16 protein-coding genes are annotated in these 13,370 nt (G+C 65.2%); 10 read left to right on the forward strand and 6 right to left on the reverse strand.

Going from position 1 to position 13,370, the window contains the following annotated elements:
- The first annotated feature begins 24 nt into the window (after positions 1 to 24).
- Together NA11_RS00315 and NA11_RS00320 are read left to right on the forward strand one after the other, a co-directional pair.
- Positions 25 to 411, forward strand: a complete 387-nt coding sequence (locus NA11_RS00315; protein ID WP_369691105.1) for a nitroreductase family deazaflavin-dependent oxidoreductase — start codon at positions 25 to 27, stop codon at positions 409 to 411.
- Between the two features lie 67 nt (positions 412 to 478).
- Positions 479 to 1,408, forward strand: a complete 930-nt coding sequence (locus NA11_RS00320) for a carbon-nitrogen hydrolase family protein (protein ID WP_069159644.1) — start codon at positions 479 to 481, stop codon at positions 1,406 to 1,408.
- Positions 1,409 to 1,502: 94 nt separating this feature from the next.
- Here NA11_RS00320 and NA11_RS00325 read toward each other — a convergent pair whose 3' ends face one another.
- Positions 1,503 to 2,447 (reverse strand): EamA family transporter, encoded by a 945-nt coding sequence (locus tag NA11_RS00325; RefSeq protein WP_069159645.1) that lies wholly within the window; start codon positions 2,445 to 2,447, stop codon positions 1,503 to 1,505.
- Positions 2,448 to 2,485: 38 nt separating this feature from the next.
- Between NA11_RS00325 and NA11_RS00330 the strand changes: the two genes are divergently transcribed.
- Positions 2,486 to 3,016, forward strand: a complete 531-nt coding sequence (locus NA11_RS00330; protein ID WP_069159646.1) for a CGNR zinc finger domain-containing protein — start codon at positions 2,486 to 2,488, stop codon at positions 3,014 to 3,016.
- A gap of 98 nt (positions 3,017 to 3,114) precedes the next feature.
- On the opposite strand, the gene NA11_RS00335 is transcribed toward NA11_RS00330, so the two are convergent.
- Complete coding sequence (locus NA11_RS00335; RefSeq protein ID WP_069159647.1) at positions 3,115 to 3,561, reverse strand: hypothetical protein; 447 nt, start codon at positions 3,559 to 3,561, stop codon at positions 3,115 to 3,117.
- Positions 3,562 to 3,763: 202 nt separating this feature from the next.
- Positions 3,764 to 4,303, reverse strand: a complete 540-nt coding sequence (locus NA11_RS00340) for a DUF8020 domain-containing protein (protein ID WP_069159648.1) — start codon at positions 4,301 to 4,303, stop codon at positions 3,764 to 3,766.
- A gap of 242 nt (positions 4,304 to 4,545) precedes the next feature.
- Here NA11_RS00340 and NA11_RS00345 point away from each other — a divergent pair, with 242 nt between their 5' ends.
- From NA11_RS00345 to NA11_RS00355, 3 genes are all read left to right on the forward strand, one after another.
- Complete coding sequence (locus NA11_RS00345; protein ID WP_084653818.1) at positions 4,546 to 5,559, forward strand: alpha/beta fold hydrolase; 1,014 nt, start codon at positions 4,546 to 4,548, stop codon at positions 5,557 to 5,559.
- 185 nt (positions 5,560 to 5,744) lie between these two features.
- Positions 5,745 to 6,074 (forward strand): helix-turn-helix domain-containing protein, encoded by a 330-nt coding sequence (locus NA11_RS00350; protein WP_069159692.1) that lies wholly within the window; start codon positions 5,745 to 5,747, stop codon positions 6,072 to 6,074.
- Positions 6,067 to 7,359, forward strand: a complete 1,293-nt coding sequence (locus NA11_RS00355) for a type II toxin-antitoxin system HipA family toxin (RefSeq protein ID WP_069159649.1) — start codon at positions 6,067 to 6,069, stop codon at positions 7,357 to 7,359. Before NA11_RS00350 ends, NA11_RS00355 begins: the two co-directional genes overlap by 8 nt.
- Before the next feature lie 174 nt (positions 7,360 to 7,533).
- Here NA11_RS00355 and NA11_RS00360 read toward each other — a convergent pair whose 3' ends face one another.
- Complete coding sequence (locus NA11_RS00360) at positions 7,534 to 8,562, reverse strand: alpha/beta hydrolase (RefSeq protein ID WP_069159650.1); 1,029 nt, start codon at positions 8,560 to 8,562, stop codon at positions 7,534 to 7,536.
- A 167-nt stretch (positions 8,563 to 8,729) separates the two neighbouring features.
- On the opposite strand from NA11_RS00360, the gene NA11_RS00365 reads away from it, so the two are divergent.
- The 4 genes from NA11_RS00365 to NA11_RS00380 all read left to right on the forward strand — a co-directional run bounded on the left by NA11_RS00365 (position 8,730) and on the right by NA11_RS00380 (position 12,069).
- On the forward strand, positions 8,730 to 8,954 hold the full coding sequence (locus tag NA11_RS00365; RefSeq protein WP_069159651.1) for a programmed cell death 2 domain-containing protein: 225 nt from the start codon (positions 8,730 to 8,732) through the stop codon (positions 8,952 to 8,954).
- A 15-nt stretch (positions 8,955 to 8,969) separates the two neighbouring features.
- Positions 8,970 to 10,358 (forward strand): cytochrome P450, encoded by a 1,389-nt coding sequence (locus NA11_RS00370; RefSeq protein WP_069159652.1) that lies wholly within the window; start codon positions 8,970 to 8,972, stop codon positions 10,356 to 10,358.
- 89 nt (positions 10,359 to 10,447) lie between these two features.
- Positions 10,448 to 10,936 carry a hypothetical protein gene (locus tag NA11_RS00375; protein WP_245745632.1) on the forward strand — a complete coding sequence of 163 codons (489 nt, stop codon included), beginning with the start codon at positions 10,448 to 10,450 and terminating at the stop codon, positions 10,934 to 10,936.
- A 2-nt stretch (positions 10,937 to 10,938) separates the two neighbouring features.
- On the forward strand, positions 10,939 to 12,069 hold the full coding sequence (locus tag NA11_RS00380; protein WP_069159654.1) for a DUF6545 domain-containing protein: 1,131 nt from the start codon (positions 10,939 to 10,941) through the stop codon (positions 12,067 to 12,069).
- A gap of 33 nt (positions 12,070 to 12,102) precedes the next feature.
- On the opposite strand, the gene NA11_RS00385 is transcribed toward NA11_RS00380, so the two are convergent.
- A complete protein-coding gene (locus tag NA11_RS00385; RefSeq protein ID WP_141717291.1) occupies positions 12,103 to 12,501 on the reverse strand; it encodes a hypothetical protein in 399 nt (132 codons plus the stop codon).
- Positions 12,502 to 12,506: 5 nt separating this feature from the next.
- Positions 12,507 to 13,205 (reverse strand): helix-turn-helix domain-containing protein, encoded by a 699-nt coding sequence (locus tag NA11_RS00390; RefSeq protein ID WP_069159656.1) that lies wholly within the window; start codon positions 13,203 to 13,205, stop codon positions 12,507 to 12,509.
- Between the last annotated feature and the right edge of the window lie 165 nt (positions 13,206 to 13,370).

The following is a 13,370-nucleotide window of genomic DNA, read 5'->3' on the forward strand; positions in this document are numbered from 1 at the left end:
CTGACCATGCCGTTACCTCGGGCATTGGCCATATTCAATCGAGCGATTACCAATCGGGCCGCGCGGCCGTTGGTCGGGCGGGCGCGGGATCTGGTGTTGGTTGTGCATCGGGGGCGCAAGTCTGGGCGGGAGTATCGGACGCCGGTCAGTGTGTTTCGGCGCGGTGAGTGGTACTGCGTCGCGCTGACCTACGGGCGAAGTGCGGACTGGGTGCGGAATGTGCTTGCGGCGGGGGAATTCGAGATCGAGATGCGGGGTCGGCGGGTGCGGTTGGTCGAGCCGGTGGTGGTCAACGATCCCACCTTGGGGTGGTCTTCGGGGTTCAGTCGGCGGATCCTGCGCCTTGTCGACGCGCCCGAGTATCTCGAGGCGCGGGCCGAAACATCCAGTGACTCAAGTGAATCTGGCTAGCCGCCGCGTCTCGACTAGGCCAGGCGAGTGGGTGTCCGGTAGCGAGTGGCGGCACTAGCATCGGGGGATGCGGATTGCTGCGGCTCAGGCGCGACCGGCCTGGCTCGACCCGACGGCCGGGACGAAGGTTGTTGTCGAATGGTTGACGAAGGCTGCGGCGGCGGGGGTGCAGCTTGTCGCGTTTCCGGAGACGTTTCTGTCCGGCTATCCGATCTGGGTGGCCGACACCGGCGGGGCGCGATTCGACGATCCGGTTCAGAAGGCCGCCTACGCATGCTATTTGGAGGCCGCAGTCACGCTCGACGGCCCGCAGGTGGCGACGGTGCGCGAGGCCGTCGGTGACCTCGGTGTGTTCTGCTACCTCGGGATCACCGAGCGGGTGCGCGGCACGGTGTACTGCACCCTGGTGGCGATCGATCCGGCTCGGGGTGTGGTCGGCGCGCATCGCAAGCTGATGCCGACGCACGAGGAGCGGATGGTCTGGGGGATCGGGGACGGGCACGGGCTGCGCACGCACGAGGTCGGCGCTTTCCGGGTGGGCGGGCTGTCCTGCTGGGAGAACTGGATGCCGCAGGCGCGGCATGCGCTCTACGCCGACGGCGAAACCCTGCACATCTCCACCTGGCCCGGTTCGAAACGTAATACCAAGGACATCACCAGGTTCGTGGCCATGGAGGGCCGGGTCTACTCCTTGGCCGTCGGCGCCGTGCTCGACTATGCCGACGTGCCTGCGGGTTTCCCGCTCCGCGACGAGTTGCTCGCACTCGGGAAGCCCGCAGGCTATGACGGTGGCTCTGCGGTCGCAGGCCCGAACGGCGACTGGCTGGTCGAGCCGGTGGTCGGCGAGGAGCGCCTCGTCATCGCCGATCTCGATCCTGCGGAAATCGCCAGGGAGCGCCAGAATTTCGACCCGGCCGGTCACTACTCCCGCCCCGACGTCTTCGCCGTCACCGTCGACCGCCGCCGCCGCACCCCCGCAACCTTCCTGGACGGCTAGCCGAAATCCGCACCCTCTCTGAGGATCCGCACTGTTTCCGGGCTGCTGGAACCAGTGCGGATCCACAGAAAGGGTGCGGATCGGTGGGCGGTCCCTAGGCGGGCGAGTCGTCTGGCTCACCGCGGCGAACGAGGATGACGCCGGTGAGAATCAGTGCGCCGCCGAGCAATTGGATCGCGCGGGGTGCTTCCCCGAGCAAGGCCCACGCGAAGACCAGTGCCGCAAGGACTTCGAAGAGGCCGACGAACGAGGCGAGGCGGGAGCCGAGGCGACGGGTCGCGGCGATCCCGGAGACGTAGGCGAGCGCCGCGGTCACCGTGCCGAGCAGCAGCACCGGAATCCACCAGGTCACCGTGAAGCCTTCGAAGACAACGGGGTTCGTGGTCGCGTGCAGTGGAAGGATGCCAACCGCACCGGCCGCGAGCAGCCCGAGCCCGCCGATGAGCAATCCGCCTGCGGCGAGCACGGTGCCTGGCAGGCTGCCGTCACCGTGTGCGGACAGCACGAAGTAGCCTGCCGCACCGACCATGGCGGCGAGGGCCCACGCGATGCCGATCCAGCTGGTGGACATTCCCGCGCGCAGGTCGATGACCAGGACCAAGCCGGTGATACCGAGCAGTGCGCCCGCGACGGTCGCGCTGCCGGGCCGTTGGTGGTGCCGCAACCACAGCCAGCCGACCACGGCGATCGGCGCCGTGTACTCGATGAGCAGCGCCACCCCGACTTCCATGTGGGCGACGGCGTTGAAGTACGCGAGCTGGGTGCCGCCGACGGCGACCAGTCCGTACACGGCGATCAGGGATGCGTTGCGGCGCAACAGCCCCCAGTCGCCGCGCAGTTGCGTCAGCGCGATCGGCAGCACCACAGCGGCGGCGAGCAGGACCCGCACCGCCACCACGGACGCCGAGCTCCAGCCCGCGTTCATCAGTCCGCGGGCCAGTGGTCCGGAGAGCCCGAACGACGATGCGGAGAGCACCGCGAAGATCAATCCGGATCGCAGGCGCCGCTGAACGGCTGTGTCATGAGTCATCGTCGTCATGACTAATGACGCTAAGGTCGATCGAGTAATATGTCAACATGACTTTTGACCATGACACGGAGGCGTCCCTGGTCGCCGCGGTGGAGTTGGTGAATTCGGCGGAGGAACCGGACACCTTGACCGAGATCGCCCAACTGGCAGAGTTTTTCGCGCGACACGGCTACACCGGCGTGCACGCGGGCACCGCCGAGGAGCTCGCCGCGGTCCGCGCGCTGCGTGAACCCCTGCGCCGGATGCTGACCAGCGACCGCGAATCGGCCGTGCGGCTGGTCAACGAGACACTGGCCGAGCATCGGGCGGTGCCGCAACTGGCCAGACACGGCGACGTCGACTACCACATTCACGCGACCCCGACCTCGGCGCCGCTGCCGGTGCGGATCGCCGTCGAGACCGCGATGGCGATGGTCGACGTGATCCGGTTCGACGAGATGAGCAGGCTGTCGCTCTGCGCCGACAGCACGTGTGCCGGGATCGTGCTCGACCTGTCGCGCAACCGATCTCGCCGCTACTGCAGCACGGCCTGCGGAAACCGCAATGCTGTCGCCGCCTACCGGGCCAGGCAGAAATAGGGTGCACTGACGGTGCGGGGCAGCGGAATTCAGATCCGCCGATGACGAAGGCCCGGTCGCGACGACCGGGCCCTCGGCATATCGAGTGTCTTGATCGCCTAGGCGATCTCGGACACCCCTGAGCAATTGACCTCCTGCGGAAGGAGGCCGGAGTTGCGGACCGTGAAATCCGTCCGCACCGGACCACCGCCGGTGGGCGGCCGGAAGTACATCGTGCTGCCGTTGCCGATCACGAAACCAACGGAGCCACGCTGGGTTTCCGAACCCGAGGCGCCGGTCGCCAGGTTGGTCCAGTTGAGTGTGACCTCGGTGCCGTATCCGCCCCAGACGCTGCCACCCGCGTGAATGGTGAAGGTCGGCACGCCGGGCGAGTTGTACTGCGCCCCGATGATCTGCCCGGAGTACGGCACGTCGACAACATTCGGGCTCATGCCACGGCAGTAGGTGACGATCCAGCTGTCGGCGGCCGACGCGGTGCCTGCACCGGAAAACGCGATGGCTGTCAGCGCGGTGGCGGCCACGGCAAGTCTGGCGAACGTGAACATCAGTCGATCCTCGCCCTCGTCGAAGTGATGGGAGGGCCGACGCTACAGACAGCCGCGCCGTGCCCCTATTTCAGAGGGCAGCGATTCGGGTCCGTTCCGTAAACCTGAGCGGCAGGCCAGATCTGGTGTTTCCAGACCTGGCCTGCCGTGTTCGGGTGGGGAACTTCTGTGCACCGGAGCTAGGCGGCTCCGGCGCGGACACTCACGACACCGCGCCGATGAACCCACCGATGGCGGCACCGATGGCGCACCCGAAGATGGCGCCGACCAGGAAGAACCAGATCCCGATCAGGATGCCGACCACGCAGCCGACCACCGCACCGGCGAGAATGGCTCCGCCGCCGCCGACGGTATGCATGAAGGGCAGGTTCTGCGAACTGACCGCCGCGGCCGTCGGTCCGCTCGTCGGGGTCAGCGTCAACGACGTGTCGCTGTTCAATGTGGGGCTGACGGTCAATGCCCGGCCCGCGTCGACGCGCAGCGTGGTCGGGATCGCGCCGACGACCGCGCCGTCGTCCGCGACCACCTGCACCGCGTCCTCGGTCAGGACGAACTTGCCGGAGGCGAGGGTGATCAGCGCATTCGAGTGGTCTGCCGCGAGGGTGGTCGTGTAGCCGACCGAGCCGTCGATTCCGCTCACGCTGATATCGGCGAGCTGTGCTTCTCCGTGTGCCGTTGCCATGGTGATGCCCGTGGCCGCAATGGCGAATACTGCTGTCGCCACCAATTTCCTGATGAACATGGGTCTTCCAATCCGTGCGGGTTTCCTTTGACGTTCCCCCGACAAACGGCACCGGACGTAGTGACCATGATGCGCTAGCCGGTCGTTTGCTGTCCATACGGTGTTTACGCAGCTCAAACCAAATTTTCGGTATGGTTTTGTCCCTCGGCGGATGGGGGATTTGCCCGAATGCCGGCTGGTGCGGAACCGCAGGGGCAAGAAATGACGCGACTCGGCGGCGGTGGGCTGGATAGGCTCGCGGCATGTCCACCCCTGTGCAGCCGGAGGAGAAGTCGGACGTCGCGCCGTCGCGGCGCAGGTGGCCGCGCAGGCTGCTGGCCGGCGGCGCCGCGATCGTTGCGGTCGGCTTGGTGGGGTGGCTCGCGATTCGCGACACCTCGCCGGTCGGCCACTTCACCTCGGCGGCCGGGCACGATCGGTTCTTCGCGGCCTATGACCGTGCGATGCGGGCGATGCCTGCGCCGGACGCGACGCTGGATCTGCGGACCGACTACGGCGTGGTTCGGATGTATCGCTTCGACGGCGCGAATCCGACTGCGGCGCCGCTCATTCTGTTGCCAGGGCGCTCGGCGGCCACGCCGATGTGGGCGGATAACCTGCCCGCGCTGCGGAAGCTGCGCACCGTTTACACCATCGACCTGCTCGGTGAACCGGGAAAGAGCATCCAGACCTGCCCCATCGAGGACGACCGAGATCAGGCCCGCTGGCTGCATCAGGCCCTGAAGCAGTTGCCGGACAAGCAATTACATCTGTTCGGCGTCTCGATCGGCGGCTGGACCGCCACCAATCTCGCGATCCACGAACCGGAGAAGATCGCAGGCCTCACCGTGCTCGACCCGGTGCTGACGTTCGCGCCCATGTCTTTTCAGGCCATACTGCGTTCGATCCCCGCCTCGGTGCGCTGGTTTCCGAAGAGCTGGCGCGACAGCTTCAACAGCTGGACCGCAGGCGGCGCCCCGGTCGAAGACGTCCCCGTCGCCGACATGATCGAATCCGGCATGCAGACCTACGCACTACACCTGCCGACCCCCACCGAATTCAGCACCGACCAACTGCGCTCCCTCCCCATGCCCGTCCTCGCCATCCTCGCAGGCAAGTCCGTCATGCACGACACCACCGCAGCCGCCGACCGCGCCCGCACCACCCTCAGCACAGCCACTGTCCGCGTCTACGACAACGCCTCCCACGCCATCAACGGCGAATACCCCACCGAAATAGCCGCCGACACCGCCACCTTCCTCGACACCATCCGCTGAACACCTCGGGCCATCCGGATCGTGCAGATGAGGTGAATGTTATGGATCCATAACATGGTGCCGATGTTATGGATCCATAACATCGTTCCTAGATTTCCCACCTCATCAGTGCTTTATCGGAAGTCTTCGATCCATCGATGTTATGGATCCATGACATGGTGGCTAGGTTGCAGTACTATGACATGATGACCCAGCCGCGGACCCGGCGTCAGCTGGTGCAACTCGGCGCGATGCTCCGTAAGGCTCGTGTCGAAGCCGGGTTGACCCAGGAACAACTCGGCGAGTTGGCCGGTGTCTCTCGACAGCTCGTGAGTCGCGTCGAGGACGGCAGTGCGCGCGGAGAAATCGGCCGGGTAGCCCAGATTGCGACCGCGCTGGGATTGCGGCTGGTAGCAGTACCCGCGTCACAGCGCACTGCGCCTTCCGCGGACCAGCTGGCCATTCAGGACATGCTCAGCCGGATCCGGCGCACTGAACCAGCACCCAACCCCCAGGCTTCGGAGTCAGATGACTGATCTCGTCGTCGTCTTGAACGGATCGCTGATCGGGGCGGTAACCCATGAAGCCGGTCGGTCCCGCTTCACGTATCTCGACGACTACGCCGAGGACGTCGAGGCAACCCCACTGTCGCTGTCGATGCCACTGGTGGCCGGACGCACCTACGACCAACGTGTGGTCGCACCATGGTTGATGAACCTGCTCCCCGATGACGCCAACGTCCTGGACAGCCTCGCTCGCGAGTTCGATGCGCAGATCGGAAGTGCCACCGCACTGTTGGAACACGTCGGCCGCGATTGTGCAGGCGCCGTGCAGCTGATGCTTCCGCAGGATGTCGAGGATGTACTGACCAGGCCCGGCACCTTGGAGATCGTCACCGATGCGCAAATCGGGCAGCGATTGCGGGCGCTGCACACCGCACCGCAGGCATGGACGCGCGCCGATGAACGATGGAGCTTGGCGGGAGCGCAGTCCAAGTTTGCCGTGGTGCGCACTGTGGACGGACAGTGGGCGTACGCGCACGGCAACGCCGCGAGTACCCACATCGTCAAACCGGGGATTGCTCACTTCTCCGGGCAGGCATTCAACGAGCACCTATGCCTGCGCGCGCTGGATGCCGTCGGAATCGCCACTGCCGCATCGGAGTTCATCGAGTTCGATGGGGTCGCCGCGATTGTCGTCGAGCGGTACGACCGATTGCGCCGCACCGATGGCAGTGTGCTGCGGCTGCATCAGGAGGACATGTGCCAAGCACTCTCGGTGCGGCCCGAGCGCAAGTACGCCGCCGATGGCGGACCGTCGGCCACTGAGATCGCGCACTTGCTTGCCAAGGAGGCGACACAGGGCGACGTCGATCGATTCGCCGATGCCGTTGTCGCGCAATACTTGCTCGGCGCGCCCGATGCCCACGCCAAGAATTATTCGGTCATCCTGAACGGCGTCGATGTCACGCTCGCGCCGGTCTACGACGTCGCGAGTTCACTACCCTACCTTCGGAATTCGAGGTCGGGTCTGAGTCGCGTGGCGATGCCGATCGGTGGTCGCGCGAGGTTCGGCGAAGTCACTCTCCATCATGTGGCGAAGTTCGCGCAGAAGGCCGGTACGGACCCTGATCGATTGATCGCCCGAACTCGTGAGCTGGTCTCCGCGTTGCCCGACGCGTTGGCCGAGGCAGGCGGGGCTGTCGGTGACGCGTCGTTGGCATTGCTCCGCACCCGACTCGTCGACGCCGTTGCCGCGCACGCCACGACCATCGACACCACGGACGTCCGCAAGGTCATCGGACGGCCAGGTTCCGACTAGCGAGACGTCGCGGTCGAGGGCTGGCCGCCACCATTGTCGAACAGTTTCGGGTGCGGTCGCCAGACCGTGGCACCAGCTCTGTCTTCGATGAAGAAGGGAAACGCCCCCGAAGAGTTCCTTCGGGGGCGCGACCGCCACGGTGTGGCTGTTGTGGCAGTGGGGAACCGGCGATGCTCAGCTCAGGCCCATTCCTTCGGCGAGCAGCGGCCAGGACTTGTGCAGCGCTTCCTCCCAGTACGGCCAGTAGTGGGTGCCGACCGGGTTGAACTGGTAGGTCGCCGGGATGCCCAGCGAATCGAGCCGGTTCTTCAGGTTGGCCGTGCATCCGTTGACGGCCGCCTCGATACCGACACCGAGCCCGAGGTTGACGGCGCCCATCGGGCCGGGGGCGGTCTTCAGGTAGTACTCGACGTCCTCCAGCATCGGGATGCCGCTGCCGCTCGAGATGTAGAGCAGGGTGCCGCGCAGCTTCTCCGCGTTGATGACCGGATCGTTCTCCGCCCACAGCGGGCTGTCGTCGGGACCGTACATGTTCTCGGTGTTGCCGCCTGCCCACAGCCCGGCCGCCATCTTGACGAACTGCTTACCCATCGGGTCGGCGATCTGCGCACAACCGCTGTAGGCGGCGACGGACTTCCACAGGCCGGGCTTGGCCTCGGCCAACTGCAGCACCGACGTGCCGGAGGTCGACAAGCCGACCAACGCATTCTGACCGGTTGACTGCAGCGCCTTGTCCAGCAGCGGCGGCAGCTCCTCGGTGAAGAAGGTCTTCCACTTGTTCAGGCCGAGGTTCGGGTCCGGCTTCTGCCAGTCGGTGTAGTAGGTGCCGCGCCCGCCGATCGGCTGCACCACGTTGACCGGCTTGTCGGCCAGCCACGCCAGCGCGTTGGTCTGTGCGTTCCAGCTGGCCGTGCCCTCGCCACCGTCGAGACCGTTGAGCATGTAGAGGTTCGGCGCAGGCTTCGACTCGTCGGCCGGACGCTGCACCTCGACCTTGAACTCTTTGTCCATCGATGCCGAGTACACCTTCAGCTGCCAGTTGCGCCCGGCCTTCGTGATGGAGGTCACGGCCGACGGCTTCGTTGGCTTTGCCGGTTCCGCGTGGGCGGTGCCGCCGAGCAACGTCACCGACACCATGGTGGTGAGCGCTACCGCGGTGGCCCGCATTGCCCATGCCGACTGTCCCGGCAATCGAAAACGCATCTGTCTACTACTCCCTTTGCTGACTGTGCCTCGACCGGCACACTGCCGCCCCAGTTCCCCACCACTCCGTCTGTCCGCGAGGTGAAACTGTTACACCTCAGTTTCTCCCAGAGAGCAGCGTCACCAAAACCGGGAAAGACGGGGGCGGCCTGAGGTAAGGAAGACCCATGGCACTCGGGCGCGTACTCGTCATCGGACTGGACCCCACCACACTGACCGAGTGGGATCCCGAGCCGGTGCTTGCGGCGACAACAGTCCGGACGACACCGCGGCTGCCGCCCTGCGGTGGTTGCGGTAGCCGTCGGTTGTTCAAGTGGGAATTCGGCGACCAGCTGGTTCGCCGAAAGAACCACACATTGTTCCTGCGCGATGCGAAGAATTTACGGTCGTAGTGCAGACTAGCCGCCATGTCCGGTGCTTCCAGCCCTACTGTTGCCCTTCCCCATCCCAAGGATCGTCATCCGCTGTTCGGTGATGCCAAAGCCATCGATCCGTCGCGTCCCACGCAGACCGAGTACCAGCTCGCGCAGGAACTCGGACCGATCTATGAGTTGATGTTCGGGCCCGACTATCGATTGCTCGTGGTGACCGGAACTGAACTCGCGCAAGAGGTTTGGGACGAGACGCGGTTCGAGAAGCATGTTGCTGCGCCGTTGGAGCGGTTACGTGAGGTGACGGGCGATGGACTGTTCATGGCCTACAGCTCCGAGCCGGTCTGGGGTATCGCCCATCGGATTCTGACCCCTGGCTTCGTCAAGCCCGCGATGGCGATCTATCACGACGCCATGGTCGCGTCGATCGAGTCGATGTTCGAGTACTGGCAGGGTGCCGGGGCACGGCCTCGGGTCAACCTGACTCAGGATCTGAACAGTCTGACCTTCGAGTTGATCGGCCGTGCCGGTTTCTCGACCTCGTTCTCGGCCTTCGCCCACGGCGGGGATGCTGATCTGCATCCATTCCTGACGCAGCTGAACCGGGCCATGTGGTGGATCTCGACGGTGTCGAATTCCACTCCGATGGAACGGGTTCGGCTCGAACGCCAGCACGGCCAGCAGTACAAGGACGATCTCGTTGCCCTACACGAGTACGGTCTCGAACTGGCCGGCACCCGCGCCGCTGAGCCGCGTCAGGGGTCGAAAGACCTGCTCGACCTGATGCTGACCACCGTCGATCCGGACACCGGCGAGAAGCTGCCTGCGGAGAACATCGCCTACCAGGTGGTGTCGTTCCTATTGGCAGGACAGGAGACGACCGCGGGCACCCTCGGATTCGCTTTGCACTATCTGATGCAGCAGCCGGAGATCGCCGACCGGGTGCGCGCGGAAGTACAAGAGGTCTGCGGGGATTCGCCGATCGCCTATGAGCAGGTCGCGAAACTGCGCTACACCCGCTGCGTCGTCGACGAGACGTTGCGCCTGTGGCCAAGTGCCCCAGGCTATTTCCGCGCTGCCAGGGCCGACACCGAGCTCGGTGGTTGCTGGCCGGTTCGCGAGGGTGAACCGATCTTCGTGCTCACGCTCGGGTTGCATCGCAACGAGGACTGGCACGATCCGCTGACCTTCGACCCGGATCGGTTTCTGCCCGGCCGTGACAAAGGCCCCTACCGGCCGTTCGGGGTCGGTCCACGCGCATGTATCGGCCGCCAGTTCGCGCTGCACGAAGCCGTACTCACGCTCGCGTTGGCGACTCGGCGATACAACTTCGTTCCCGACTCCGACTACACCCTCGCGGTGCATGAGCAACTGACACTCAAGCCCGAAAACCTGTACGCCACACTGGAACATCGCGTCAGCTGACGAACGATACGGCAGGCGGGTCGTAGTCGTCGCTACGACCCGCCTGCTGTCGTCGCAGTATCGGTACGGATCTGGAGGTATGGCCGCAGGTGGACGAGAGTCGAGTACGCGGCATCCTGGACAACATCCCGCTGACACCGCCATGGACTGTCCGGGAGTTCCTCGGCTGGTTGTCTGAGCGCGTTGGCAAGACGATTGTGCTGGATCCCTGGCGGATGCATGTCCCGGCAGCGACTCGGTGCGGGGCGCTGTGGGTGCTGGACGATCGGATGATCATCAAGTTCGATCCGAACAGGTCATCGCGCGGACAGCGGCAGGAGATCATGCACGAGGTAGGTCACGTCCTGCTGGACCACCGGGGCAGCAGCACCTACGAGGTATCGGAATCGCTGTTGACCGAGGGCCTGGATCCGACCTGGGTCCGAGAGATCATGCTGCGCAGCAGCTTCGACACGGATGCGGAGGCCGCGGCGGAGTGGCTCGGGACGCACCTGGCTGGCCTGAGCCGAGGGCGGCCCGATGACACCGACGGCGCGGCGCATCGCGCGGCCTCGCTGTTCGAGCTGATGCGGCGCTGATCGTGGAACCGAGCCCGTTACTGGCGACGGTGGCGACCTCGCTCGTGCCCGGCGCCGCCGCCGCGGCGCTGATGGGGTGGATCGCGGCCGCGCTGGTGTTGCGAATGGTGTTGCTGCTGGAGCGAAGTCGATTGGATTGGGCGGTCGCGATATTGGTCTCGGCCATGCTGGCCACAGCCGTATTGCGGGACCGCGCAGCACAAGCCGTCCTCACGCCGTGGCTGTCACTGGCGGATATCCGGTTGGCGACACACATAGCCGCGCTCTCCATGGCGGGGGCGCTGCTCTGGGTCGGTCTGCTGTGGCAAGGGCAGAAGCCGGTGTCGTGGCGTACGGCGGCGTGGATCATCGCCTGCGTCGCGGTGCTCGGTGCAACGCTGGCATGGCTGTCGGTGTCGGCCAGGTCCGCGAACATCGCGATCGAGGAGTTGCACGACTGGCGGACGCCCGCGTACATGATGGTGTACAGCTTGCCGACCCCGCTGGCCGAAGTCCCGATGTTGGTCACCTTTGTCGGCTTGCTGCGGTGCTGGCGTCAGAGTCTGCCGCGCGCCGTTTTCGGAGGCGTTGCGACAGTGTGCATTACATTGAGCATGGTCGACAGTGGTAGCCGAGTGCTTTCGGCCTGGCTACATTTCGCGGGCGTCCACAACAGTTTCACCACCGGTCGCGCGGCCAGCAACGATTGGCTGTTTCTGGTGCCGGTCGCCGGATTCATGCTGATGACGATTCCGTCCATCGTTGTCTCTGCCACCATCCGCCTGCGGCGCGATCGAGCGAGCCGGAACATCCGGATCCTGTCGCCGATGTGGGCGGACATGATGGCAGCCCGCCCGGAGACCAGATTGCATGTGCACGTACGCAATTCGCTGCCGCAGGTGACCGAGCACCGGATGTGGATCGAAATCGAGGACGTGACGATCTCGGCTGCCCCATGGCTGACCTGTCTGGGTACCCAGCCGACGCCTGCGCAGGTGTGCGCGGCTTTGCGGTCCGCGTTGTCCGATGGTGCCGTCGGTGGTGGTGACCGAGACGCCAGGGCGCCGGAGTGGATCGACGACGAGAAATTCATCCTCGAGGTAGCACGTGAGTGGCAGCAGGGTGTGCCGAGCTCGCCGCTGAGCGTGGTGTGAGTCCAGTGCTGAATGTTGTTGTCCGACAGGACACTAGGCACGGAGTGGCAGTGCTCCGATGTCCGCGATCAACTCCTCCATCATCTCGCGAGTCATCGCACCGGGGGCGCGGGCAGCGAGATGCTTCAGTCCGCGGTCCCGTGCGAGGGTCCACAGCCTGAGTCGTTGGTCTATGTCCACGTCCTCGTCCCGGGCAGGCGTCAAATAAGCAGGGTCGGGACATCGGCACAGTGCGCACAGTTCCGCGGCGAGATCCTTCGGGATGTCGCTGGTCGAGCCGTCGCGCAGCGCCGCGATGAACGCCGAGGTCACTGTGCGGCCGAGTCGTTCGGTCAACGCGTCAGCGATTTGGGGGTTGGTCATGGCGGGTTCGCCATACCGATGCGAGTATTCGACGAGCCGGTCGATCTTGGCGGGTAGCGGCAACGGCATTCGGTTCATCCTCGGTCGGGCGCAGGGAGATTGGCGAGCATGCGCTGCACCGCTGCCCAGCGTGCGGCGAACCGCGAAACCTGTTCGGGTGATGTGGTTTCCGGAGCGCGGTCGAGCAGCCAGCGCATGTACATGAGTTCCTCTTGGTCCTGCGGATTCGGGGCTTGGGGAGTCCGCCGCCAGTAGTGGCCGAGCAGCATTTCGATCATCGACGTGGTGAGGGTGCCCGCCACCCGCATCCGTTCTATTTCGGCGATTGTCCAAGCGCGCAGGATCCGGTCCGCGACCTCGTCCAACCCTTCGGAGACCTCGGCCAGCCGCGCATCGTCCGCCGCGAGTGCCTCGAGGCGCTTCGCGAGACCGACTACTTCGTCGATGACACCGGGCGGAAACGCCACATAGTGCACGTTGGGCGGCGGCACTGTCAGCACGTCCGATGTGTGCGCGGGCACCTCGGCCGAGAGCGGTATCGGCACCGCGCCGGAGTCGTACGCGGCGGTGGCGCCGCCCGGCTGCCACTGCAGGGCATGGTCGAGCTTGGCGAAGGTCTCCAGGTGAAGCTTTCCCGCAGTACCGGATTCGATCTTGCCGAGGGTGACCAAACCGGGACCGCCCGCGTCGCGCACCTGCTGGGACGTGAGCCCGAGCTCGCGTCGTCGTGCGGTGACCAGGCGTCCGAAACGCACCACATCTGTCGTCGCCATCGTCCTCAACCCTGTCGTCTGATCGCCTCGAGTCTATGCAGAAACAACCTCAAAACGCGGCAAGCCTACCTGGTTGTTGACATCTTTTGAACGGAGATCGTGAACATTAATACCAAAATTATGGTTTGTTTGTGCCATCTCTTGCGTGAGGTGTGCGGATGATGT

Source organism: Nocardia altamirensis NBRC 108246 (assembly GCF_001612685.1).
Classification (GTDB): domain Bacteria; phylum Actinomycetota; class Actinomycetes; order Mycobacteriales; family Mycobacteriaceae; genus Nocardia; species Nocardia altamirensis.